We start from the raw sequence: 24,257 nt of genomic DNA, 5'->3' as shown, positions 1-24,257 counted from the left end.
CAAGCATGACCGTGAAGGTTGCCATCAACGGATTTGGTCGCATCGGACGCAACGTGCTGCGCGCCATCGTGGAATCGGGCCGCACCGACATCCAGGTCGTTGCCATCAACGATCTCGGACCGGTCGAGACCAACGCCCACCTGCTGCGCTACGACTCTGTCCATGGCCGCTTTCCGGCAACGGTGACGGTCGACGGCGACACGATCGACGTCGGCACCGGCCCGATCAAGGTCACCGCGATCCGCGATCCGAAGGAGCTGCCCTGGGGCGCCCTCGGCGTCGACGTTGCGCTGGAATGCACCGGCATCTTCGCCGATCGCGAGAAGGCCTCCGTCCACCTTGCCAACGGCTCGAAGCGCGTGCTGGTGTCCGCCCCGGCGTCCGGCGCCGACAAGACGATCGTCTACGGCGTCAACCACGGCACGCTGACCAGCGCCGACACGGTGGTCTCCAACGCGTCCTGCACCACCAACTGCCTGGCTCCGGTTGCCTATGTCCTCAACGAGGCGATCGGCATCGAGACCGGCTTCATGACGACGATCCACTCCTATACCGGCGACCAGCCGACCCTCGACACGATGCACAAGGACCTCTACCGGGGTCGTGCGGCGGCGCTGTCGATGATCCCGACCTCGACCGGCGCGGCCAAGGCGGTCGGCCTCGTCCTGCCGGAGCTGAACGGCAAGCTCGACGGCGTCTCGATCCGCGTACCCACGCCGAACGTCTCGGTCGTCGACCTGAAGTTCGTCGCCAAGCGTTCGACCAGCGTCGCCGAGATCAACGACGCGATCCGCGCGGCGGCCGACGGCAAGCTCAAGGGCATTCTCGGCTATACCGACGAGCCGCTGGTCTCCAGCGACTTCAACCACGATCCGCATTCGTCGATCTTCCACATGGACCAGACCAAGGTCATGGACGGCACGCTGGTGCGCATCCTGACCTGGTACGACAACGAATGGGGCTTCTCCAACCGCATGTCGGACACCGCGGTGGCACTGGCGAAGGCGATCTGAGCGAAAGCCGGCCGGGGCGGCCGCCGCAAGGTCGCCCCGATCCTGTGACAGACCCCGCCAGGCGCCTCTGACGACGCCCCCTGGCAGGCCAATGGCCGGCGCGAGGCGCCGCCGCAATGCAACCGGGTAGCGAGCGATGACTTTCAAGACCCTCGACGACATGGGTGACCTGTCCGGCAAACGCGTGCTGGTGCGCGTCGACCTGAACGTGCCCATGGACGGCAACAAGGTGACCGACGCGACCCGGATCGACCGCGTCCTGCCGACGATCCGCGAGCTTGCCGACAAGGGAGCACGCGTCGTCCTGCTTGCCCATTTCGGCCGCCCCAAGGGCGCCGTCATGCCCGAGATGAGCCTTGCCCCGGTGGCCGCCGCGCTGACCGAACGCCTTGGCCGGCCGGTTGCCTTTGCCGCCGACTGCATTGGCGAGATCGCCGCCGCCACGGTCGACGGTCTCAAGGACGGCGACGTGGCACTGCTCGAGAACACCCGCTTCCATGCCGGCGAGGAGAAGAACGACGCCGCCTTCTCCGATGCGCTGGCCGCCCTTGGCGATGTGTATGTGAACGACGCCTTTTCCGCCGCGCACCGCGCCCACGCCTCGACCGAGGGCCTCGCGCGGCGCCTGCCGGCCTGTGCCGGCCGGACCATGCAGGCCGAGCTGCAGGCTCTCGCCGCCGCTCTGACGACGCCGGTGCGGCCGGTCCTCGCCGTTGTCGGCGGCGCCAAGGTCTCCTCCAAGATCGAGCTTCTCGACAACCTCGTGAAGAAGGTCGACATGCTGGTCATCGGTGGCGGCATGGCGAACACCTTCCTTGCCGCACAGGGCAAGGATGTCGGAAAGTCCTTGTGCGAGCATGAGCTTGCCGACACGGCGCGCCGCATCATCGAGACCGCGAAGGCATCGGGCTGCGAAATCGTGCTGCCCGTCGACGCGGTCGTCGCGCGCGAGTTCAGGGCCGGCGCCGCAAACGAGACCGTTTCCGTCGACGCGGTTCCCGCCGACGCGATGATCCTCGATGTCGGCGCACAATCCGTCGCCAACGTCAGGGCGAAAATCGATGCCGCCGCGACACTGGTGTGGAACGGCCCGCTCGGCGCCTTCGAGATCGCACCCTTTGATGTCGCCACGGTCACCGCCGCCCGCTATGCCGCCGCGCGCAGCAAGAACGGCCCGCTCGTCACGGTGGCCGGTGGTGGCGACACGGTCGCCGCGCTCAACCATGCCGGCGCCGCGGACGACTTTTCCTACGTCTCCACGGCCGGAGGCGCCTTCCTCGAATGGCTCGAAGGCAAGGCCCTGCCGGGTGTGGTTGCGCTGCAGGATTAATCCTTTCGGTGAAACACCCTGCGCCGCGCCTTCAAAAGCGCGGCGTTTTTGATAAAAACCCGCCAGCCGCCGCGCGGCGGCATCAAGCGAATGGAAAGAAGAGGACGCATCGGATGAGTGAACGTCTCGAAGACATTGCCGAGGCCATGGTGGCGACAGGCCAGGGCATTCTGGCCGCCGACGAAAGCACCGGCACCATCCAGAAGCGCTTCGACCAGATCGGAACGCAGAACACCGAGGACAACCGCCGCGCCTATCGCGAGATGCTGTTCTCCAGCGCCGAGGCGATGACCGACTGCATCTCCGGCGTCATCCTCTTCGACGAGACGCTGCGCCAGAAGGCCGCCGACGGCACCCCCTTCGTGGAGATGATCCGCAAGGCCGGCGCGGTGCCGGGCATCAAGGTCGACAAGGGCGCCAAGCCGCTCGCCGGCTTCCCGGGCGAGACTGTCACCGAAGGTCTTGACGGGCTGCGCGAGCGCCTTGCCGAATATTACGAGCTCGGCGCACGTTTCGCCAAATGGCGCGCCGTGATCGACATCAACGAGGAAGACGGTCACCCGTCGAGCACCTGCATCCAGTCGAATGCCCATGCGCTGGCCCGTTACGCCGCGCTCTGCCAGGAAGCCGGCATCGTTCCGATCGTCGAGCCGGAAGTGCTGATGGACGGCCCCTCGGCCTCGCATGACATCGAGACCTGCTACGAAGTCACCGAGTGGACGCTCAACACGGTGTTTTCCGAGCTGTTCCAGATGGACGTGATGCTGGAAGGCATCATTCTCAAGCCGAACATGATCGTGCCGGGCAAGAACGCCTCCTTCCAGGCATCGGCCGAGGAGGTCGCCGAGCTGACCCTGCGCTGCCTCAAGGCGACGGTTCCGGCAGCTGTTCCCGGCATCGCCTTCCTGTCCGGCGGCCAGTCGGACGAGCTGGCGACCGAGCACCTGCACCTGATGAACGCCTCCGGCCCGCTGCCGTGGAAGCTCACCTTCTCGTATGGTCGCGCCCTGCAGCAGTCGGCTCTGAAGGCCTGGGGCGGCAAGCCGGAGAACGTTCCGGCGGCACAGGCCGCCTTCCTGCACCGCGCCAGGATGAACGGCCTTGCAGCCAAGGGCGAATGGAACAAGGCCCTGGAGACGGCCTGAGCCGCCTCCCACCCTTGATGACACTTGACGGGAGGGGCGGTTTCGCCCCTCTTTTGCCGTGATCGGCCGCCATTCAGGGGCCGGTCACGCCGATGGGCCCCGCGAACCGGAAGGACACGCGCCGTGCACCCGCGCCTGTACCTGATTACACCTGAAGATCTCGACATCGACCGCTTCCCGGACCAGCTCGCGGCAGCGCTTTCCGGTGGCGACGTCGCCTGCCTGATGATTGCCGATGGCGGCTGGGGCGAAAACGGCTTCCAGAAGATCGCCGAACGCATCGTTCCCATGGCGCAGAAGGCCGGAACCGCCGTACTCATCCACAATGACAGCCGCACGGCCGGGCGCAGCCGCGCCGATGGCATCCATGTCGATACCGGCATGGACGACCTGAAGCAGGCGCTTGAAACGTTCCGCCCGGCCGGCATTGTCGGTGTCGGCGACATTCGCACCAGGCACGATGCGATGACCGCCGCCGAGCTCGGCGTCGACTATGTCTTCTTCGGCCTTCTTGCCCGGGAAGAGGACGAGGAACCGCACCGCAAGACGCTCGACTTCGCCGCCTGGTGGGCGGAGATGTTCGAGACGCCATGCGTTGCCCTCAGCGGGCACGCACTTGCCGGCATCGAGACCGCCGCCGCCACCGGCGCCGATTTCGTCGCCGCCCGGGCCGCCATCTGGGACCATCCGGACGGCCCCGAAGTGGCGGTCCGCGCCGCCAACGAGATCCTCTCGCGCCACGAACTGGGTGAGGTCGACAACGGATGACCCGCGCCGGACGGCATCTCTTGGGGAAAGGCATGCTGGCCGTGCTGCTCGCCGCGGCCCAGATCGCACTGGTCGAGACTGCCCTGCTCCGGCCTGCCTTCGCGCAGACGGCCACCGACGGCGCTGTCCCTTCGGACACCACCTCCGCTGTTCCGACCCCTGAAGCTGCTCCCCTCGCCCCGACCGGCGACGCGGATGCTGCGGTCGACGCCGGCGAAGCCGCGGCGGACCAGACCATCAATCTTCCTCCGATCGTGCCCAAGGCGCAGAACGGGGAGGAAGACATTCCGGTCCTCTCCCCGCCGGTCGCCGTGCAGCCGCCGCTGCCGCTCGATGTCGAGGGGGAAACCCGCGACTATGCCTACGGGGCCTTCCAGCGCGGCTGGTACCTCACCGCCCTGTCCCTTGCCACCCCGCGCGCCGAAGCCGGCGACACCGCTGCACAGACCTTGCTCGGCGTCCTCTATGAGACAGGGCACGGCGTGCCACGCGACGCACGCAAGGCTGCGAGCTGGTATGAACTGGCCGCCAAGGGCGGCAACATCCCTGCCGCTCTCCGCTACGGCCTGATGCTTCTCAACGGGATCGGCGTCGAACAGGACAACGCCGCCGCCGGCGACATGTTCGAGATCGCTGCCAAGGCCGGCATCTCGGAGGCAATCTACAATCTCGCCGGCCTCCACCGCACCGGCGAGGGCCGCCCGTTCGACCCGGACAAGGCGCTTGAGCTGCTCCAGAAGGCCGCCGAACTCGGCGATGTCGACGCCCGCTTCCAGCTGGCCCAGTTCCACCTCGACGGTCCCGCCGACATCCGTGACGAGGGCCGGGCCGCGTTCTGGATGGGCCGCGCCGCTCGCCAGGGTCATGTCGGCGCCCAGGTCCGCTACGCCATCCTGCGTTTCAACGGCCGTGGCGTCGCGCCCGACGAGGCGGAAGCGGCCGACTGGTTCGAGCGGGCAGCCACGGCTGGCAACCCGGTCGCCATGAACCGCCTTGCTCGCCTCTATGCCTTTGGTCGCGGGCGTCCGGTGGACCTCGAAAAAGCCGCCGGCTGGCACCTTGCCGCGCGGGCGCTCGGCATCTCCGACCTGGAACTCGACGGCGTTCTGACGGCCATTGATGAGGAGACCAGGCAGAAGGCGGAGAGCTTCGCGCAAGGCTATTCCACGGTGCTCGACACGCCCGCGCCCGAATCTTTGTCCGAGACCCCCTGAGCCGACCTACCCGCCGATCCCGCACGCTCCGGGGCCCGCATTCCGCGTTTTTGCTTGATTGGCGACCCGAAGTGTGGTGGACAGGCCGCGCACCGAACATCGTGCCCGCTCCCGGCCGTTCCGCGTCTCGCGGCAGGCAGAAGGACCGGCGCGGCACCTGTCCGGCGAGAGGCGCGCGGGCCCGTGACGGCGGCCAGGATTTTTGCCACATCCGGCACACCCCGCACGCGACCCGCCGAAGGGGCATGAGCAAAACCAGACCCCGCCGGATCGCGCGCGCTCCGCGCGCGGAGCCGCAAGGCAGCCAGAGACGGAAACCGAATTCATGAAAATCAACGGCAACGAAATCAAGCCCGGCAATGTGCTGCTGCACCAGGAGACCCTGTGGGCGGTGGTCAAGGCGGAGCACGTCAAGCCCGGCAAGGGCGGCGCCTTCGCCCAGATCGAGATGAAGAACCTCATCGACGGGCGCAAGCTCAACGAGCGCTTCCGCTCCGCCGACAAGGTCGAGCGCGTCCGCCTCGAGCAGAAGGACTTCCAGTTCCTGTATCCGCAGGACGAGATGCTCGTCTTCATGGACACCGAAACCTACGAGCAGATCGAGCTGCAGGCCGATTTCGTCGGCGAGCGTGCCGCGTTCCTGCAGGACGGCATGATGGTGACGCTGGAGCTGCACGAGGAGAAGCCGATCGGCATCACCCTACCCCAGTATGTGACGCTCGAGATCACCGAGGCCGACGCCGTGGTCAAGGGCCAGACGCAGTCCTCGTCCTACAAGCCCGCCATTCTGGAAAACGGCGTTCGCGTCATGGTGCCGCCGTTCATCACCGCCGGCGAGCGCATCGTCGTCGACACCGAACTCGTCGAATACGTGCGCCGCGCCGACTGAGCTTCGCTGTCCTTCCCGCCGGCAGCCACTGGTCGCCGGCGGCTCTCCCCTTCTTCCGCGCACCGCCTGCCGGCGCGCGCCGACACCTGCCAGGTAACGCAATGTCCCGCTCCGCTATTCTCAATGTCATGGTCCAGGCCGCGCTCAAGGCCGGTCGCAGCCTCGCCCGCGACTTCGGCGAGGTGGAGAACCTGCAGGTCTCGCGCAAGGGGCCGAGCGATTTCGTCTCCGCCGCCGACATCGCCGCCGAAAAGATCGTCCGCACGGAGCTGCAGAAGGCACGTCCGGACTACGGTTTCCTCATGGAGGAATCCGGTGTCATCAAGGGCGAGGACCCCCAGCACCGCTGGATCGTCGACCCGCTCGACGGCACGACGAACTTCCTGCACGGCATCCCGATCTTCAACGTCTCGATCGCGCTCGAGCGCGAGGGCGTGATCGTCGCCGGCGTGATCTACAACCCGGCGATGGACGAGCTGTTCACCGCCGAACGCGGCCGCGGCGCCTTCATGAACGATCGCCGCCTGCGGGTTGCGGCGCGCAAGTCGCTGCCGGACTGCGTCATCGGCACCGGCATTCCCTTCCTCGGCGTCGGCGACCATGCCCGCTCGTTGAAGGAGATCCGCCACGTCATGGGCGAAGTCGCCGGCCTGCGCCGCTGCGGCGCCGCGGCCCTCGATCTCGCCTGGACGGCTGCCGGACGCTATGACGGGTTCTGGGAGCATGGCCTGTCGCCCTGGGACATGGCTGCCGGCCTGCTGATGGTGCGTGAGGCGGGCGGCTACGTCACCGATATCGATGGCGGGGACCAGATGTTCGAAACCCGCTCGATCGTTGCCGGAAACGAGCAGGTCCAGGGCCAGTTGCGCAAGCTGCTCGTCAACGCCCGGAGCTGACCGGCACGCACCGGCCGCATGGCCTGGCACTTTACGGCTTTTCACTGCGGGGAAAATCACGCTATCAAGGGCTTGTCCTAAAACCGGGAGAAGACAAGCCGTCATGGCGCGTGCCTACGATCCGTACAGCCTGTCCAGCCCCTGGGTCTATCTGATCCGGATGATGATTTTCCTGGCGGTGGTCGCGTTTATCGCGCTGATCCTCTACCGCCAGATCGCCTCCGCCTTCATGAGCAACCCCGGTCTCAACGGGCTGATCATCGGCACGGGCCTCGTCGGCATCCTGCTTGCCATCCGCCAGGTGATTCGCCTGATGCCGGAGGTCAACTGGGTCAACGGTTTCCGCCTTGGCGATCCGGGCATCGAGGTGCGCCGCCCGCCCGTGCTCCTCGCCCCGATGGCGACCCTGCTCGGCAACCGGGCCGGCGAGACGATCCTGTCGCCGGCGACGATGCGCTCGATACTCGATTCCATCGGCATGCGCCTCGACGAGGCGCGCGAGATGGCGCGCTACCTGACCGGCCTGCTCGTCTTTCTCGGCCTGCTCGGCACGTTCTGGGGCCTGCTGCAGACAGTCGGGTCCGTCAACGTCACGATCCAGAGCCTCGATGTCGGGTCGGGCGATGCCAATGTCATCTTCGAGGACCTCAAGGCCGGCCTCGAGGCGCCGCTCTCCGGCATGGGCACGGCGTTCTCCTCCTCCCTTTTCGGCCTGACGGGATCGCTCATCCTGGGGTTCCTCGACCTGCAGACCGGACAGGCCCAGAACCGCTTCTACAACGAGCTGGAGGACTGGCTGTCCACGCTGACCGACATCGAGCCGGAGGAGGGCGGTGGCAGTGCGTCCGGCCTCGTGGAGCTGCGCTTTGCCATCGACAGCCTGCGCAAGGCCGTGGCCGAAGGTGGCGGCGGCGCCGGCCGGAACGCGGCCGTGGCGATGGCCAATCTCGCCGAGGGCATCCAGGGCCTTGTCCAGCACGTGCGCAACGAACAGCAGATGATGCGGGACTGGGCCGACGAGCAGTCGGAGCAGCAGAAGCGCATCGAGAAGCTGCTGCGCTCCATGTCGAGCGCCTTCGAGCGCATCAAGGACGAGCCGAAGTGATGCGGCGCCGGATGACGCGCCGCAAGGAAACGGACTGACCATGGCCGGCACGCGGATGAGGCGGCGGGACGCACGCACGGACTACTGGCCGGGCTTTGTCGACGCGATGGCCTCGCTGCTGCTCGTCATCATCTTCCTGCTGTCGATCTTCGTCCTCGCCCAGTTCTTCCTCGGCCAGCAATTGTCCGGCCGCGACACGGTGCTCAACCGTCTCAACGCCCAGATCAGCGAACTGACCGAACTGCTCGCGCTCGAGCGCGCCTCCGGCCGCGACCTGCAGGACACGATCGCCTCCCTGTCCGCCAATCTCGGCGATTCCGAAGCCGAGCGCGAGCGGCTCCAGGGCCTGCTCGACGCCTCTTCAAGTCGCGCCGACGAAACGGGCGGCGCGCTTGCCGGGGTCGAGAGCGCGCTCGACGAGGAGCGCCGCATCTCGCAACGCGCCCTGTCGCAGGTGGAACTGCTCAATCAGCAGATCTCCGCCCTGCGCCGCCAGATCGGCGCTCTCGAGGATGCGCTTGACGCCTCCGAGAACCGCGACCGGGAGAGCCAGGCGAAGATCGCCGACCTCGGCCGCAGGCTCAACGTGGCGCTGGCCCAGCGCGTGCAGGAACTGTCGCGCTACCGCTCGGACTTCTTCGGCCGGCTGCGCGAGATCCTGTCGCAGCGCTCCGACATCCGCGTCGTCGGCGACCGCTTCGTGTTCCAGTCCGAGGTCCTGTTCTCTTCCGGCGCCGAGACGATCAACCCGGAGGGCGAGGCGGAGCTGCAGAAGCTCGCCGACGCGATCAAGGAACTCGCCGTCCAGATCCCGGCGGAGATCAACTGGGTGCTCCGCGTCGACGGCCACACCGATGCCCGCCCGCTTTCGGGAACGGGCCGCTTCCGCAACAACTGGGAACTGTCGGCGGCCCGCGCCATTTCCGTGGTCCGCTATCTCATCGACCAGGGCGTCGATCCCAAACGGCTGGTTGCCGCCGGCTTCGGCGAATTCCAGCCGCTGGAGGACGGCAACAGCGACGAGGCGCTTGCCCGCAACCGTCGCATCGAGCTGAAACTGACGGAGCGCTGACCCGGGCCGCCTGCCGGTTTGGCGACCGGTTTGGCGATATCGTCGCCGACTGGTTCTTTACCGGCCGATCCTGCCTCGGCTAGCCCTTGTGCGAGGAGGACCTCGCCATGCTCGAACTTCGCCCTGGCTGTGAGTGCTGTGACCGGGACCTGCCCCCGGATTCCGAAGACGCGATGATCTGCACCTACGAATGCACCTTTTGCAGCGACTGCGTGCAAAATGTCCTGAAAGGCCGCTGCCCGAATTGCGGCGGCAATTTCACCAGGCGGCCGATCCGGCCGGCCGCGAAACTGGCCAAACATCCGCCATCGACCCGGCGGGTGGTCAAGCAGGCCGGCTGCGTCTGACATTCGCCCACAAGAAAGGCCGCCCGAAATTCGGGCGGCCTTGCCGTTTTTCCGTGGCGCGCGCCAGGTTCAGTCTTCGTCTTCGTCCTCGTCGGCCTTCTTGCCCTTGAGCGAGTTGAGCTTGGCGAAGACGGCGTCGGCGTCGATCTCTTCGTCCTTGGGCTGCGACGGCGCGGGCCGGGCGAAGGCGGCCGCCATGGCGTCTTCCGACGTCGTCTCGTCGACCGGCAGCAGCGTCTCCTCGACATACTCGCCCTCGGGGCGCGGCGGCAGGTTCTTCGAGGCCTTCTCGACTTCCATGTCGAGCTCGATCTGGCTGCACAGGCCCAGCGTCACCGGGTCCATCGGCGTCAGGTTGTTGGAGTTCCAGTGGGTGCGCTCGCGGATCGCCAGGATCGTCGGCTTGGTGGTGCCGACCATCCGCATGATCTGCGCATCCTTGAGTTCGGGATGGTTGCGCACCAGCCAGAGAATGGCGTTCGGCCGGTCCTGGCGGCGCGACACCGGCGTGTAGCGCGGCCCCTTGCGCTTGCTCTCCGGCACCCGGGTCTTGGTCTCCTGGAGCTTCAACCGGTAGGCGACATCGCCCTGTGCCTTCTCGATCTCCTCGCGTGTCAGCTGCCCGGTCATGACGGGGTCGAGGCCCTTGATACCCTGAGCCGCCTCGCCATCGGCGATCGCCTTGACCTCAAGCGGGTGCAGTTTGCAGAAGTCCGCAATCTGTTCGAAGCTGAGGGACGTGTTATCCACGAGCCACACGGCCGTCGCCTTGGGCATCAAGGGAGTGGTCGCCATGTGTAAATGCCTCCTGTTCGCTCCGCCGAGGGCCCGCACTTGAAGCGCAGGAACCGGCAAAGCCTAAATCTGTCGCATGGAAGGGGAACTGCAAGGCTTATACGCGCTCCCCGCCCCGAAATCAAACATGGATCACGCGCCGTGATCAGTCAAAAGCACGATCTTTCCGATGTGGCCCGAGCTTTCCATCCGGGCGTGGGCGGCGGCGGCCTCACGCAGCGGAAAGGTTGAATCCATCACGGGCCGCACGGTGCCTGCCTCGATCAGCGGCCAGACCTTTTCGCGCAGGCTTGTGGCGATCGCCGCCTTGAACGCGGCATCGCGCGGCCGGAGCGTCGAGCCGGTATGCGTCAGCCGCTTGACCATCAGCCGCGAGAAATTGACCTGCTCGGCAACGCCGTTGAGGGTGGCGATCTGGCAGATGCGGCCCTCGACCGCCGCCACCTTCCAGTTGCGCTCGACATAGTCGCCCCCGACCATGTCGAGGATCACGTGGACACCCTCGCCCCCGGTCGCGGCCATGATCGCCTCGACGAAGTCGGTCGTGTTGTAGTTGATCGCATGCGCTGCGCCGAGCGCACGCGCCGCCTGCGCCTTCTCCTCCGATCCGACGGTCGTGAAAACCTCCGCCCCGAAGGCCTTGGCAAGCTGGATCGCGGTCGTGCCGATACCCGACGTGCCGCCATGGACGAGAAACCGTTCGCCCGATGTCAGGCCGACCCGGTCGAAGACATTGGTCCACACGGTGAAAAACGTCTCCGGCAGGGCCGCGGCCTCGGTCATCGACAGGCCGGCGGGCACGGGCAGGACGCTTCCGGCCGGAGCCGTGACATAGTCCGCATAGCCGCCGCCCGGCACCAGCGCGCAGACGCGGTCCCCCGGCGCCAGATCTGTCACACCGGGGCCGACGGACACCACGCTGCCCGCCACCTCGAGCCCTGGAATGTCGGTCACGCCTTTCGGCGGCGGATAGCTTCCCATCCGCTGCAGCACATCGGGACGGTTGACGCCCGCTGCCGCCACCTCGATCAGCACTTCGCCCGCGCGAGCCGATGGCGTCGGCCGCTCCATCGGCACCAGAACGTCCGGCCCCCCGGGGCTTTCAAAGCCGATTGCGGTCATCATGCGCGGCGTTTCGGTCATCGGCGTTTCCCTCCCGGACTTGGCTTCAAGCTTCCGGTTTAAGCGTTCGCGGGCGGCGTGACAATTGACGGGACGGCCAAGGGCCTGACATCCTGTCCGGTCTGCAAGAGCCATTTTGCCAGGAGACAAGGACAGATGCCTCAGGATGACAGCCTCCCGACCCAGGTCATGCCGACCCCCGTGGTCGTTGGAGAGGACCTTTCCCGACTTTCTGTGGATGAACTCGGCGCGAGGATCCTCCTGCTCCAGGGCGAGATCGACCGTACGGAAGCCGAACGGTCCGCACGCGGCGGCGTGCTCGCCGCGGCGGATGCCCTCTTCCGAAAATAGACCAATGCAAACAACCTTGGTGTAAGAGGTGATTTTTACTTGGGAAATCGCCGGGCGCGACCTTGGGTGAAGTTGCGCCTTTCATTAAAATTTTAGACATTTACCATTCATTAAGCTTTCTAAATCATAACTGGGGGTATCCAGTCATCTGGATTTCGAGTGGCTCCTGTCCACTCTGTTTGACGCCTCCCTGTTAATCACTTCGAGCCGCGGCCACGCGGCTCTTTTTTTGCCCGGCACTTCGGTGTATCCCGGGTCGGTCGCGATTTTCGCGATCCTCTGTCGTGGCACGATGATTGCGAGACAAGTGTTGACGCCGCCGGCTGCGGCCCAAAACGGGACAAGTGTCCACAGACGCGACAGCAAGGGACAATCCCCGTCGCCAAAGAGACGCAACCCGAACCGGCACCGGCCCCCCGATGCGTGGCGGCACGCAAGCATTGAGACAAGAAGACAGGGAACAGGAGGCACTGGCACATGACGGACTGGTTCTCATCCACGAGGCGGGAAGGACCCATCGACTTCGCCGATCGCCTGGCCAATTCGGACATGTTCCAGGCGCTGTTTCGCGATGGCATGGCCCTGGTCGAGGAGACGGCGGCCTATCTCGACGGTGACGGCCGGGTGGAATCCAAGTCCCTGCCGCGCGCGGCCTCGCTCGCCTATGCGACCGAATCCATGCGCCTGACAACCCGCCTGATGCAGATGGCATCCTGGCTGCTGCTGCAGCGCGCAGTCAACGAAGGCGAGATGTCGCCGGAGCAGGCCGGCAGCGAGAAGAACAAGGTGCGCCTCGACACGCTCTCCTCGACGCGTGGCGGCCCCGGCTGGCAGGACCTGCCCGAGCAGCTTCGCGACCTGATCGAGCGTTCGGTGCGCCTGCAGGAACGCATCGTTCATCTCGACCGCATGATCCACGAGAGCAGCCATGGCGAGGTCCGCGCGGAAAATCCCGTCGCGGCACAGCTCAATGTCCTGACCGCCGCATTCGGCGCCGGAAGCGGCGCTGATCGCCTGCGCTGATCCCGCAGGCGATGGCAGGCGGGAGCCCCCGCCTGCAGGCCCCTTCGTTCCGTGCACAACAAAAAACCCCGGCCAGACGGCCGGGGTTTTTTGTTGTTCGTGCCCGAAAGTCCGGGCCGGATCGTCCGGCAATCAGTTGCCGAGGAAACCCGCATACTTGTTCTTGAAGCGCGAAACGCGGCCGCCACGGTCCATCAGCTGGCGATCACCGCCCGTCCACGCCGGATGCGTGCGCGGATCGATGTCGAGCTGCAGCGTGTCGCCCTCGTCGCCATAGGTGGAGCGGGTCTGGAACTCGCTGCCGTCCGTCATCACCACCTTGATCGAGTGGTATGCGGGATGAATGTCCTTCTTCATCTTCTCGTCCCCGTGCCTGCGGCAGACACCGGCCCTGGGGAGGCGCGGCGCGTTCTGGTTGAAACAGTGTCGGCGAGCCGTGTCACGCAAGCCTCTCCCGGCCATCCGGCGGAAGTCGCATCACATGACGACTGCACGAATTTGCGGTCCCCCGCGCCGGAAGCACGAGCGAGCCGAAACCTTGAGCGCGAGCCTATAGCCTATCCGCCCCGGGAAAACAAGGCCGCGACGCGATCTCTTGCCTCCCTCTCGAACCCCTCTCGGCTCCTGCCCGGCGGCGCGGCAATCGGACCATGCGCAACCGGTTGGCCTGCCCTGCGCGACCCGCTATGGTCCGGCGGATTGCGACAGGCGGCCTCGCATCGCCACGCGCCGAAAGGGCCTCAACGGAGAAAACAACAAACGTGTCCCGATACGGTTCCCCATCATCGCCCGATCGCGGCGGCAAGCGTGATATCCGGCCACTGGCCGCCCTCCTGCCCTATCTGGCGACCTATCGCGGCCGGGTGCTGCTTGCGTTCCTTGCACTTCTGGGCGCCTCCGCCACGACATTGCTGCTGCCCGTGGCGATCCGCCGGATGATCGACTTCGGCTTCGGCGCGGACGATCCCTCGCTGGTCGACAACTATTTCTCCGTGCTGATCGCCGTTGCCGCCGCGCTCGCCACCTTTTCCGCGCTGCGCTACTACCTCGTCACCTCGCTGGGCGAGCGCATCGTTGCGGATCTGCGCGCCGACGTCTTCGCCCATCTGGTGCGCCTGTCGCCGGCCTATTTCGACAGCGCCAGGTCCGGCGAGATGGTCTCCCGGCTCACCGCGGACGCGACCCAGGTCAAGTCGGCGGTCGGTGCGAGTGCCTCCATCGCCATGCGCAACCTGATGATGTTCGCCGGCGCCTCTGCCATGATGGTGGTGACCAGCCCCCGCCTGTCGCTGTTCGTGCTCGGCGCCATCCCCGTCATCGTCCTGCCGCTGATCGCTTTCGGCCGCTCCGTGCGCCGGCGCTCCCGCCATGCGCAGGACACGCTCGCCGGCGCGTCCGCCTATGCCTCGGAATCGCTCGGCGCAATCCGCACCCTGCAGGCCTTCACCAACGAGCGCTTCGCCGGCCGGCGCTTCGCCGCTGCCGTCGAGGAGGCCTTCGGCGCCGCGCTGAAGGCGATCCGCGCCCGCGCGCTGCTCACCGCCTTCGCCATGTTCGTCATCGCCTCCAGCGTCGTCACCGTGCTTTGGGTGGGCGCCAGCGACGTCTTCAACGGCCGCATCACTGCCGGAGAGCTCGGCCAGTTCCTGCTCTATTCGATCTTCGCCGCCGGCGCGCTCGGCGAACTCAGCCAGGTCTGGGGCGAGATCTCGCTCGCCGCCGGCGCTGCCGAACGCTTGTCGGAACTGCTGCGCATCGAACCGGAGATCGCCGCCCCGCGCGACCCCAGGCCGCTGCCGAAGCGCGTCGCGGGAGAGGTGCGTTTCGAACGCGTCGGTTTCTCCTACCGGCAGGCGGGGGAACTTCCCGTCCTCCATGGCGTCGACCTTGCGGTCGCGCCCGGCGAGACCGTCGCCATTGTCGGCCCGTCCGGCGCCGGCAAGTCGACGCTGTTCCATCTGTTGATGCGCTTCTACGACCCGGGCACGGGCGCCGTCCGCATCGATGGCCTCGACCTGCGCGACTGCGATCCGGAAGAGGTTCGCCGCCAGATCGCGCTTGTGCCTCAGGACACCACGGTTTTCGGCGCCAGCATCGCCGAGAACATCGCCTTCGGTCGTCCGGATGCGACCCGCGCCGAGATCGAGGCGGCGGCCACCGCCGCGTCCGCGGACCTGTTCATCAAGGCAATGCCGGAGGGCTACGACACGCCGGTCGGCGAGCGCGGCGTGACGTTGTCCGGCGGGCAGCGCCAGCGCGTCGCCATCGCCCGGGCGATCCTCAAGGACGCGCCCGTCCTGCTTCTCGATGAGGCAACCAGCGCGCTTGACGCGGAGAGCGAGACGCTTGTCCAGGGCGCCCTGGAGCGACTCATGCAGGGTCGCACCACGCTGGTCATCGCCCACCGTCTCGCCACCGTTCTGAAATCCGACCGCATCATCGTCATGGATGGCGGGCGGATCGTGGAAAGCGGTCGTCACGAGGAACTCGTCGCCAGCGGCGGCCTCTACGCCAAGCTCGCCAAGCTGCAGTTCGAAAGCGGCGCGCAGGCCTTTTCCCCGGCCCGCGACAGGCTTCCCCTTCCGGAGTGAGCGGACACCGTCTCGCCTCCGGGGCGTCTGCTCTAGGACGGCTGCGCTGTTCAGGCGAACCGCTTGAGAAGGAAGACCCGGTCCCGTCCGCGGGGATGGTCGCTGATGCGTCCGAATTCCTCGAAACCCAGCTTCCGGTAAAAGTCCGGCGCCTGATAGGAAAACGTATCGAGCCACAGGCCGAGGGAACCCAGCCGCCGCGCCTCCTCCTCCACGGCCTCGACAAGGCTGCGGCCAATGCCGCGCGAGCGCGCGGCCTCGGTCACCGCGAGGAGCTCGATGAAGGTCCAGTCGGAAACGCTGCGCGCAATGATGCCGCCGAGATAGGTCTCCCCGTCCCACGCTTCCAGGGAGAGGGTTTGCGGGCGAAAAGGATGGCCCGCCGCGTCCGAATGGGCGGTGAGCGTGTCCAGGATCCGCTGGCGCGCCTCGTCACAGGCATCGCCGGTCCTGCGCATCTCGAGCATGTTCGCGTGTCCGGAAAGTCAGGTGGGGGTCAGGCTGCGTCCGGCGCCCTTGCGGGCACCGGACGAACCCGGGATCAGTCTTCCTCGGTGACCGGCACCGTATAGTTCAGCGGCAGTCGGCCGCCATCGGCATAAACCGTCTGGCCGGTGACATAGCTCGCATCGTCGGAGGCCAGGAACGCCGCGACGCCGGCAATCTCGGACGGCTCGCCGACCCGGCCGAGCGGTGTGCGCGACAGCACCCGCATGCGCGCCGCCTTGTCGGAATTCACCGAGGCCAGCATCTCCGTCATGATCGAGCCCGGGCCGATGCCGTTGACGCGGATGCCGTAGGGCGCCAGCGACAGGGCCGCCACCTTGGTGAGCTGGTTGAGCCCGCCCTTGGAAACCGAGTAGGGCACCTGGTTGGGAATGGCGAAGACGGCATTCACCGACGACATGTTGATGATCACGCCCGGCTTGCCGCCCTCCTTGACCTTGTCGACCATGTGGCGCGCGACCGCTTGGCTGCACAGGAAGGCGCCCTTCAGGTTGACCGCCAGGACGCGCTCGAAATCCGCCTCCTCCAGCTCGAGGAAATCGCCGCCGATGACGATGCCGGCATTGTTCACCAGGATGTCGATGTCGCCGAACGCGTCCAGCGTCGCGGCCACCAGATTGCGCACGTCGAGCTTCTCGGCCACGTTGCAATGCACGTAGCGCACCTCGCCAAGCGCCTTGAGTTCGGCCTCGGCCGCCTCGCCGCGCGTGTCGTCCACGTCGGCGATGACCACCTTCGCACCATCGCTCAGGAAGCGACGGGCGATCGCGAAACCGATGCCGCCGGCCGCGCCGGTGACGATGGCTACCTTGTTTTCCAGGGACACGGAGTTCCTCGCAACTGTCATTCGGAATGAGTGGCAGGGGACGCGTCCCGGGGCGGGACATAATCCCCCATGCGCGCGAACATAGGCCGGCAAGAGCTCCCTGTCGATCAGCCGCGCCGACATCTCCCGGGTTCCGGTGCTCCGGCCGGCCGGGGGCAAGGCGGACGCTGCGTTACCGCAAATCCGCCGCCGGCGTCACACCGCCAGCCCGCGTTCCTTGAGGGCGCTTTCGATCTCGTCGAGGATCGCCGGATCGTCGATCGTCGCCGGCATGCGGTAGTCGGCGCCGTCGGCGATCTGCCGCATCGTCGCCCGCAGGATCTTGCCGGAGCGCGTCTTCGGCAACCGGTCGACGGTGATCGCCAGCTTGAACGCGGCAACCGGCCCGATCTTCTCGCGCACCAGCGCCACCAACTCCTTCTCGATCTCGGAATGCGGCCGGTTGACACCCGCTTTCAGCACGACGAAGCCGCAAGGCGCCTGTCCCTTCAGACTGTCGGAAATTCCGACGACCGCGCATTCGGCAACGTCCTTGTGGCTTGCCAGCACCTCCTCCATGCCCCCCGTCGACAGCCGGTGGCCGGCGACATTGATGATGTCGTCGGTGCGCGCCATGACGAAGAGGTAGCCGTCCTCGTCCATGATCCCGGCATCCGCCGTCTGGTAGTAGCCCGGGAACGCCTCCAGGTAGCTTGCATGAAAGCGCTCCGGCGCGTTCCACAGGGTCGGCAGGCAGCCCGGCGGCAGCGGCAGCCTGATCACCACGTTGCCGAGCGTCCCGGTCGCCACCGGCTGGCCGGCATCGTCGATGACCTGCACGTCGTAACCCGGCATCGGCACCGTCGGCGAGCCATGCTTGACCGGCAGCATGCCAAGGCCCACCGGATTGCCGACGATCGGCCAGCCGGTCTCCGTCTGCCACCAATGGTCGATCACGGGAACGCCGAGCTTGTCCTCGGCCCAGGCGAGCGTATCCGGATCGGCGCGCTCGCCGGCCAGAAACAGCGTGCGGAAGGATGCAAGATCGTGGGCCTGAATCAGCTTGCCCTCCGGATCCTCCTTCTTGATCGCCCGGAATGCCGTCGGCGCGGTGAACAACGCGACCACATTGTGCTCGGCGATCACCCGCCAGAACGTGCCGGCATCCGGCGTGCCGACAGGCTTTCCCTCGAAGACGACCGTCGTCGCCCCCTGCAGCAACGGCGCGTAGACGATGTAGGAATGGCCCACCACCCAGCCGACGTCGGAGGCCGCCCAGAAGACCTCCCCCGGCTCGACGCCATAGTGGTTCTCCATCGTCCACTTCAGCGCCACCATGTGCCCGCCATTGTCGCGCACGACGCCTTTCGGCTGGCCGGTGGTGCCGGAGGTGTAGAGGATGTAGAGCGGATCCGTCGCCTTGACCGGCACGCAGTCGATCTTGCGCCCGAGCGCCATCGCCTCGTCCATCAGCGCGCCGAGATCCCGGTCATGCGGCCGGGTGAGTTCGGCCGGTGCCTGCGACCGTTGCAGCACCAGACAGGCGTCCGGCTTGTGGGTCGCCATGTCGATCGCCGCGTCGAGCAACGGCTTGTAGGCGATGACGCGGCCCGGCTCGATGCCGCAGGACGCGGCGATGATCGCCCTCGGGGTGGCGTCGTCGATGCGCGTTGCCAGTTCGCGCGCGGCAAAGCCGCCGAAGACGACCGAATGCACGGCGCCGATACGGGCGCAGGCCAGCATCGCCATCACCGCTTCCGGGATCATCGGCATGTAGATGATCACCCGGTCGCCCCTGCCGATGCCGTGGTCGACAAGGACCGCGGCCATCGCGTTCACCCGCTCCAGCGTCTCCTCATAGGTGTAGCTCGCCTTGGTTCCGGTGATCGGGCTGTCGTAGATGATCGCCGGCTGGCCCGGGCGACCGCGCTCCACATGCCGGTCGAGGCAGTTGTAGCAGGTGTTGCATTCGGCGCCGGCAAACCACTGTCCGTATCCGCCGAGCGCCGGGTCGAACACCTTGTCCCACGGCTTCATCCAGTCGATCTCGGCAGCGGCCTCGGCCCAGAAGGCCTCCGGGTCGCGCTGCCATGCCTCGTAGACCTCGTGATAGCGGCTGGCCATCTGGACGTTTCCTCCCTGTCGCTTGCCCTCGTGCCCGCCCCTGAAGACTGCGCATGCCGGGCATTCCTTGCATCCGGCGCCGTCCACGAGGGCCTCCCCGCCCTGCCCGCACACCGGATCTGCTCGACTGCGTATGTGCCGTCACCAAAAGCGCGAAGGCAAGCCTCGCCGCCCTAGACATTCGGAGAAGGGGAGATCTGCGTAGGCAGCGGGGCGGCGTTCAACACCGCAGTGCCAGCCGGTCCAGGACCACGGAATGAAGGTCCGGCGTCGCACTGGCAACGATCGCGCCGCTTGATGCCAGCGACAGAGGCAACCCGTTCCAGTCGGTGATCCGGCCGCCTGCTTCCTGCACAACGGGGCACAAGGCGCAGATGTCATAGGCATCCAGATCGTCCCCGTTGAGGCAGACATCGATCAGCCCCCGGGAAAGCGCACCGTATGCGGCGGCGCCGCCGTCGAACACCCTCACCCGACCGGACGAGCGCAACCGGCGATATCCCGGCGCGCTGTCGCCTCGGAAACTGTCAGGATTTGCCAGGCTGACGACAGCCTCGCAAAGGTCGCGCTGTCCGCTGCAGCGAACCGGGCGACCGCCGAAGGTCGTGCCTCTCCCTTCCACCGCGACATGGCGCGCGCCCGGAGCGGGCAGATCGACGATCCCCAGAACCGGAACGCCATCCCGGCAGACGCTGATCAGCGACGCGAAGTGGAGCAATCCCGTTGCAAACTGGCGCGTGCCGTCGATCGGATCGAGGACCCACGTGAAGGCACTGCTGCCGGTTTCCTGCCCGTATTCCTCGCCAAGAATGCCATGCGCGGGAAACTGCCGTCGTATCGCCTCACGCCACAAGGTCTCGATGGACAGGTCCGCATCTGTCAGCGACGAGCCGTCCGGCTTGTAGGTCACGGCCGGATCACCGTGCCACGTCCGCGCCGAGATGTCCGCGGCAGCCTCGGCAAGGCTCAACGCCGCAGCAAGGATCCGGTCGAGTTCGCTCATGCATGCCTCCAGCAAAACACCGAATGTGTTCTCGCAGGGTGACGACCGGATGACGGAAACCCCCGGGCGCATCCCGCCCGTGCCGTACCGGCGACCGCCTTTCTCCCGTCATGCGGAGAACTTGACGTGACGGCCATGCGGCGGGACAAGGGAGCGGCATTGCCTGCGGTTCGTTTCGTGAACCCGCAAGACCTTCCACGACACCCTCCCCGGCGGCAGGCTGAAAAGCCCGCCTCTCCCCCCGCGAGACCCGCTCCCGTGCATCCCATCGCCGATCCCCTCTTCTATGCCTTCGCCATTCCGGCGGTGATCCTCGTCGGCCTCGCCAAGGGCGGCTTCGGCGGGCCGCTGTCGCTGCTCGGCGTGCCGATGATGAGCCTCGTCATCGCCCCGGTGCAGGCGGCCGGCATCATGCTGCCGATTCTGGTGGTCATGGACATGGCCGGGCTCTTCGCCTATCGCGGAAAATACGACACGGCGAGCCTGAAGATCCTGCTGCCGGCCGCCATTCTCGGCATCGGCATCGGCTATCTGACCGCCGCCTATGTCAGCGACGCGCATGTGCGCCTGCTGGTCGGCCTCGTTGCCATCCTCTTCGCCCTCGACGCCTTTCGCGGCGGCGCGCGGCGCGCCGAGCCGAAGCCCCAGCGGCCCCTTGCCGGCCGCTTCTGGGGCCTGATCGCCGGCTTCACCAGCTTTGTCAGCCATGCCGGCGGGCCGCCTTACCAGATCTACATGCTGCCGCTCAGGCTCGACCCGGTGCGCTTTGCCGGCACCACGGTGATCTTCTTCACCACCATGAACGCGATCAAGCTGCTGCCCTATGCCGCGCTCGGCCAGTTCGACACGGTCAATCTGGCGACCTCCGCCGTGCTGCTGCCGCTGGCGCCGCTGGCAACGCTTGCCGGTGCCTTTGCGGTCAAGCGGATCAAGCCGGCGCTCTTCTACCGCATCACCTACGCGGCGGTCGGCATCATCGGCATCAAGCTGCTGTGGGACGGACTGTCCGACCTGCTTGCGTGATTGCGTCCCTCTGCCGGCCTGATCGCGGTTGATTGCATTCGCCTTTGAAGCTTTGATGATCCCGGCGGAAGACCGTTCGACGCAACGGAACCCGCGCAACACAATCGGAGGAACGAATGGCGGCCAACGGCAATCCCTACATGCGCGATCTCGACAAGACGGCCGCCAATCACACACCTCTTTCCCCGTTGAGCTTCCTGGCGCGGGCAGCCCACGTGTTCCCGGCGCAGACCGCCATCGTTCATGGCCGGCAGCGCGTCTCCTACGCGCAGTTCTATGCCCGTGCACGGCAGCTTGCCTCGGCCCTTGCCGCCCGGGGCATCGGCAAGAACGACACGGTCACGGTGATGCTCTCCAACACCCCGCCGATGCTCGAGGCCCATTACGGCGTGCCGATGACCGGCGCCGTGCTGCATTCGCTCAACACGCGGCTCGACGCCGCCGTCCTCGCCTTCCAGCTCGACCACGCGGAGACGAAGCTCGTCATCACCGACCGGGAATTCGCCCCCGTGATGAAGGAGGCTCTGGCGCTCGCCAGCGTTTCCCCGCTCGTCATCGATTATGACGACCCGGAATTCCCGCAGGAGGGAGAGCGGCTCGGCACGCTCGACTACGAGGCCTTCGTCGCCTCCGGCGATCCGGACTTCGCCTGGTCGCTCCCGGCAGACGAATGGGACGCCATCTCGCTCAACTACACATCGGGAACGACAGGCAACCCGAAAGGCGTCGTCTACCATCATCGCGGCGCCTATCTGCTCGCCCAGGCCAACATTCTCACCGCCTCGATGGCAAAGCACCCGGTCTATCTGTGGACCCTGCCGATGTTCCACTGCAACGGCTGGTGCTTTCCCTGGTCGATCTCGGTCGTTGCCGGCACCCATGTCTGCCTGCGCTGGGTGCGACAAAAGCCGATCTGGGACGCCCTTGCCGACGAGGGCGTCACCCATCTGTGCGGCGCTCCCGTGGTCATGTCGACGATCCTCAACGCCGCCGACACCGACAAGAGGGACCTTGAGGGCCGCGTCGTCGAGTTCTTCACCGCCGCCGCGCCGCCGCCGGAAGCCGTGCTTGCCGCAATGAAGGAGGCCGGCTTCAACGTCACCCATCTCTACGGGCTGACCGAAGTCTACGGCCCCGCCGTCGTCAACGACTGGAAGGTGGAGTGGAACGAGCGGCCGGCGGCCGAACAGGCGGCGCTGAAGGCCCGCCAGGGCGTGCGTTACGTGGCGCTGGAGGATCTGACCGTGCTCGATCCGGAAACCATGCAGCCGGTGCCCGCCGACGGCGAGACGCTGGGCGAGGTGATGTTCCGCGGCAATGTGGTGATGAAGGGCTACCTGAAAAACCCGGAAGCGACCGACGAGGCCTTCGCCGGCGGCTGGTTCCATTCCGGCGATCTCGGCGTGTTGCACGAGGACGGCTATATCCAGCTCAAGGACCGCTCCAAGGACATCATCATTTCCGGTGGCGAGAACATCTCCTCCATCGAGGTGGAGGACGCCCTGTTCCGCCATCCCGACGTGATGGCTGCCGCCGTTGTCGCCCGGCCCGACGACAAGTGGGGCGAGACCCCTTGCGCCTTCGTCGAATTGCGGCCCGGCACCAGCGTCACGGAACAGGAAATGATCGACTTCTGCCGCGAGCGCCTTGCCCGCTTCAAGGTCCCCCGCCACGTCGTCTTCACCGAACTGCCGAAGACCTCGACCGGCAAGGTGCAGAAATTCGTGCTGCGTGAGATGGCGAAGTCGGTCTGACGCCCGCCCGGACGGAAATCCCGCCCGAAAACGACAAAAGCCGCGGCACTGCCGCGGCTTCTGATGTCGACCGGCGGGCAAACCCGCCGGCAAGTGTCATGCACGGTACTTCAGTGCAGTGTCTCGTTGGTTCGGATCCTCTCGATCTCGTCCTTGAGATGGAGTTTCTGGCGCTTGAGGTTTGCAATCTCGAGCGAGTCCGCGCTCGGGTGGCGCATCGCTTCTTCCAGTTTCCTCTCGAGATCCGAGTGGCGCTTCTTCAACTCGACCAGATGCGACTGAAGGGACATGGATAACCTCCTTGCCTATTCGCGTTTGACGACAGGAGTGTGACATAGGTGCCTGCGTCTGTCGAACGGTTCCGGGCCTGCGAACGGGTCACATGCATTCGCCGTTACCGCCCGGTTTACGTCGCGCCCGCATTTCGTTTCTCCCCCCTGGGTCAAGCCCCGGGCAGCCGTCCCCGGGCAGGCGCGACGAAATGACCGGCAGGCGGACAAGGGACGCCGGGTCCCCGCCACGAGAATGCGCCCGTCCGTTCGGCAGGGTCTACCAAGGAGGGCGCGCACGCGGTATTCTGGTCGGCGCGTGGCGCAGGGCCGCGCGGACCGGGACGCGCCGTGCCCTCTTCGGCCGTGATCCGGACGGCCGGGTCCTGTTGCGGCGTCCCGGCGCATGCGTCCCGGAATTTCGGGGCCCGACGTCATACCGGCAGTCATACCGGCAGTGTGGAGTACAAGGCATGGATGCGGGCATGGGCAGCGAGATCGACGAGAAGGCCGTACGGATCGAACTGGCGCGGCTGCGACAGGAGCATCGCGACCTCGACATGGCGATCGACGCCATGGCCGGCACGGGCCGGGCGGACGCCCTTCAGATGCAGCGCCTGAAGAAGAAGAAACTGGCGCTCAAGGACCGCATCACCACGCTGGAAGACCGGCTGCTTCCCGACATCATCGCCTGATCCGCGGCCGCCTTCCGGATCGCCGGCGATCGCTTCCGTCCCCTTGCATGACCGCCCCCCTTCCTTCGCACTTGCACGCGGCAGGGCGCTGCCTATAGTGCGGAGCCTTTCAGGAAGCTGACCTGCGGCAAGCAGGCACGGCACGGGCAATCAGGGGCGCGCATGAGCGAGAACAAACCGCAGGTGGCGATCATCATGGGCAGTCAGTCGGACTGGCCGACCATGAAGCACGCCGCCGAAACGCTGGACGCGCTCGGCGTCTCCCACGACGCGCGCATCGTCTCGGCCCACCGCACCCCGGAGCGGCTCTACGATTTTGCCAGGGGCGCCCGCGATGCCGGTTTCAAGGTGGTGATCGCCGGTGCCGGCGGCGCTGCCCACCTGCCGGGCATGGCCGCCTCGATGACGCCGCTGCC

The 24,257-nt window shown here is 66.6% G+C and carries 25 protein-coding genes; 17 read left to right on the top strand and 8 right to left on the bottom strand.

The annotated features are described in order from the left end of the window. The first annotated feature begins 5 nt into the window (after positions 1-5). From gap to ACN0T5_RS01420, 10 genes are all read left to right on the top strand, one after another. Complete coding sequence (gap, locus tag ACN0T5_RS01465; RefSeq protein WP_417766843.1) at positions 6-1,013, top strand: type I glyceraldehyde-3-phosphate dehydrogenase; 1,008 nt, start codon at positions 6-8, stop codon at positions 1,011-1,013. Positions 1,014-1,149: 136 nt separating this feature from the next. After that, entirely contained in the window at positions 1,150-2,343 is a 1,194-nt protein-coding gene (locus tag ACN0T5_RS01460) for a phosphoglycerate kinase (protein ID WP_417766842.1), read from the top strand. Between the two features lie 113 nt (positions 2,344-2,456). After that, on the top strand, positions 2,457-3,488 hold the full coding sequence (locus ACN0T5_RS01455) for a class I fructose-bisphosphate aldolase (RefSeq protein ID WP_417766841.1): 1,032 nt from the start codon (positions 2,457-2,459) through the stop codon (positions 3,486-3,488). 123 nt (positions 3,489-3,611) lie between these two features. Beyond that, entirely contained in the window at positions 3,612-4,256 is a 645-nt protein-coding gene (locus tag ACN0T5_RS01450) for a thiamine phosphate synthase (protein ID WP_417766840.1), read from the top strand. 32 nt (positions 4,257-4,288) lie between these two features. Further along, positions 4,289-5,470, top strand: a complete 1,182-nt coding sequence (locus tag ACN0T5_RS01445; protein ID WP_417766839.1) for an SEL1-like repeat protein — start codon at positions 4,289-4,291, stop codon at positions 5,468-5,470. A gap of 325 nt (positions 5,471-5,795) precedes the next feature. Further along, entirely contained in the window at positions 5,796-6,359 is a 564-nt protein-coding gene (gene efp, locus ACN0T5_RS01440; protein ID WP_417766838.1) for an elongation factor P, read from the top strand. A 101-nt stretch (positions 6,360-6,460) separates the two neighbouring features. Beyond that, complete coding sequence (locus ACN0T5_RS01435) at positions 6,461-7,255, top strand: inositol monophosphatase family protein (RefSeq protein WP_417766837.1); 795 nt, start codon at positions 6,461-6,463, stop codon at positions 7,253-7,255. A gap of 103 nt (positions 7,256-7,358) precedes the next feature. Beyond that, the gene (locus ACN0T5_RS01430) at positions 7,359-8,360 is read left to right on the top strand and encodes a flagellar motor protein MotA (RefSeq protein WP_417766836.1); all 1,002 of its coding nucleotides are present in this window, start codon (positions 7,359-7,361) and stop codon (positions 8,358-8,360) included. Between the two features lie 40 nt (positions 8,361-8,400). After that, positions 8,401-9,432, top strand: a complete 1,032-nt coding sequence (locus ACN0T5_RS01425) for a peptidoglycan -binding protein (protein WP_417766835.1) — start codon at positions 8,401-8,403, stop codon at positions 9,430-9,432. 107 nt (positions 9,433-9,539) lie between these two features. Then, positions 9,540-9,779 (top strand): DUF1272 domain-containing protein, encoded by a 240-nt coding sequence (locus ACN0T5_RS01420; RefSeq protein ID WP_417766834.1) that lies wholly within the window; start codon positions 9,540-9,542, stop codon positions 9,777-9,779. Between the two features lie 69 nt (positions 9,780-9,848). On the opposite strand, the gene ACN0T5_RS01415 is transcribed toward ACN0T5_RS01420, so the two are convergent. After that, complete coding sequence (locus tag ACN0T5_RS01415; protein ID WP_417766833.1) at positions 9,849-10,574, bottom strand: DUF1013 domain-containing protein; 726 nt, start codon at positions 10,572-10,574, stop codon at positions 9,849-9,851. 132 nt (positions 10,575-10,706) lie between these two features. Further along, a complete protein-coding gene (locus ACN0T5_RS01410; RefSeq protein WP_417766832.1) occupies positions 10,707-11,717 on the bottom strand; it encodes an NAD(P)H-quinone oxidoreductase in 1,011 nt (336 codons plus the stop codon). A 135-nt stretch (positions 11,718-11,852) separates the two neighbouring features. Here ACN0T5_RS01410 and ACN0T5_RS01405 point away from each other — a divergent pair, with 135 nt between their 5' ends. Together ACN0T5_RS01405 and ACN0T5_RS01400 are read left to right on the top strand one after the other, a co-directional pair. After that, positions 11,853-12,047 (top strand): DUF1192 domain-containing protein, encoded by a 195-nt coding sequence (locus tag ACN0T5_RS01405; protein WP_417766831.1) that lies wholly within the window; start codon positions 11,853-11,855, stop codon positions 12,045-12,047. Between the two features lie 477 nt (positions 12,048-12,524). Beyond that, positions 12,525-13,070 (top strand): DUF1465 family protein, encoded by a 546-nt coding sequence (locus ACN0T5_RS01400; RefSeq protein WP_417766830.1) that lies wholly within the window; start codon positions 12,525-12,527, stop codon positions 13,068-13,070. Between the two features lie 132 nt (positions 13,071-13,202). Here ACN0T5_RS01400 and rpmE read toward each other — a convergent pair whose 3' ends face one another. Further along, positions 13,203-13,427 carry a 50S ribosomal protein L31 gene (gene rpmE, locus ACN0T5_RS01395; protein WP_417766829.1) on the bottom strand — a complete coding sequence of 75 codons (225 nt, stop codon included), beginning with the start codon at positions 13,425-13,427 and terminating at the stop codon, positions 13,203-13,205. A gap of 329 nt (positions 13,428-13,756) precedes the next feature. Here rpmE and ACN0T5_RS01390 point away from each other — a divergent pair, with 329 nt between their 5' ends. Further along, on the top strand, positions 13,757-15,661 hold the full coding sequence (locus tag ACN0T5_RS01390; RefSeq protein WP_417766828.1) for an ABC transporter transmembrane domain-containing protein: 1,905 nt from the start codon (positions 13,757-13,759) through the stop codon (positions 15,659-15,661). Between the two features lie 50 nt (positions 15,662-15,711). On the opposite strand, the gene ACN0T5_RS01385 is transcribed toward ACN0T5_RS01390, so the two are convergent. The 4 genes from ACN0T5_RS01385 to ACN0T5_RS01370 form a co-directional block, all read right to left on the bottom strand. After that, positions 15,712-16,128, bottom strand: a complete 417-nt coding sequence (locus tag ACN0T5_RS01385; RefSeq protein WP_417766827.1) for a GNAT family N-acetyltransferase — start codon at positions 16,126-16,128, stop codon at positions 15,712-15,714. Between the two features lie 74 nt (positions 16,129-16,202). Further along, on the bottom strand, positions 16,203-17,015 hold the full coding sequence (locus ACN0T5_RS01380) for an SDR family NAD(P)-dependent oxidoreductase (protein WP_417766826.1): 813 nt from the start codon (positions 17,013-17,015) through the stop codon (positions 16,203-16,205). 174 nt (positions 17,016-17,189) lie between these two features. Continuing rightward, positions 17,190-19,097, bottom strand: a complete 1,908-nt coding sequence (locus ACN0T5_RS01375; protein ID WP_417766825.1) for a propionyl-CoA synthetase — start codon at positions 19,095-19,097, stop codon at positions 17,190-17,192. Between the two features lie 220 nt (positions 19,098-19,317). Beyond that, positions 19,318-20,100 (bottom strand): inositol monophosphatase family protein, encoded by a 783-nt coding sequence (locus tag ACN0T5_RS01370; RefSeq protein ID WP_417766824.1) that lies wholly within the window; start codon positions 20,098-20,100, stop codon positions 19,318-19,320. A 258-nt stretch (positions 20,101-20,358) separates the two neighbouring features. Here ACN0T5_RS01370 and ACN0T5_RS01365 point away from each other — a divergent pair, with 258 nt between their 5' ends. Continuing rightward, positions 20,359-21,123 carry a sulfite exporter TauE/SafE family protein gene (locus tag ACN0T5_RS01365; protein WP_417766823.1) on the top strand — a complete coding sequence of 255 codons (765 nt, stop codon included), beginning with the start codon at positions 20,359-20,361 and terminating at the stop codon, positions 21,121-21,123. A gap of 116 nt (positions 21,124-21,239) precedes the next feature. Further along, the gene (locus ACN0T5_RS01360; RefSeq protein ID WP_417766822.1) at positions 21,240-22,877 is read left to right on the top strand and encodes an acyl-CoA synthetase; all 1,638 of its coding nucleotides are present in this window, start codon (positions 21,240-21,242) and stop codon (positions 22,875-22,877) included. A 110-nt stretch (positions 22,878-22,987) separates the two neighbouring features. Here the strand turns inward: ACN0T5_RS01360 and ACN0T5_RS01355 are convergent, their stop codons facing one another. Continuing rightward, the gene (locus tag ACN0T5_RS01355; protein ID WP_306027947.1) at positions 22,988-23,167 is read right to left on the bottom strand and encodes a YdcH family protein; all 180 of its coding nucleotides are present in this window, start codon (positions 23,165-23,167) and stop codon (positions 22,988-22,990) included. A gap of 452 nt (positions 23,168-23,619) precedes the next feature. Between ACN0T5_RS01355 and ACN0T5_RS01350 the strand changes: the two genes are divergently transcribed. Then, entirely contained in the window at positions 23,620-23,841 is a 222-nt protein-coding gene (locus tag ACN0T5_RS01350) for a YdcH family protein (RefSeq protein ID WP_306027946.1), read from the top strand. Positions 23,842-24,003: 162 nt separating this feature from the next. Further along, the coding region (locus ACN0T5_RS01345) for a 5-(carboxyamino)imidazole ribonucleotide mutase (protein ID WP_417766821.1) at positions 24,004-24,257 on the top strand (254 nt) is incomplete at its 3' end.

The organism is Stappia sp. (assembly GCF_048261845.1).
GTDB lineage: Bacteria > Pseudomonadota > Alphaproteobacteria > Rhizobiales > Stappiaceae > Stappia.
The sequence above is the reverse complement of the archived record's forward strand: the minus strand, read 5'-3'. Positions and strand labels throughout refer to the sequence as shown.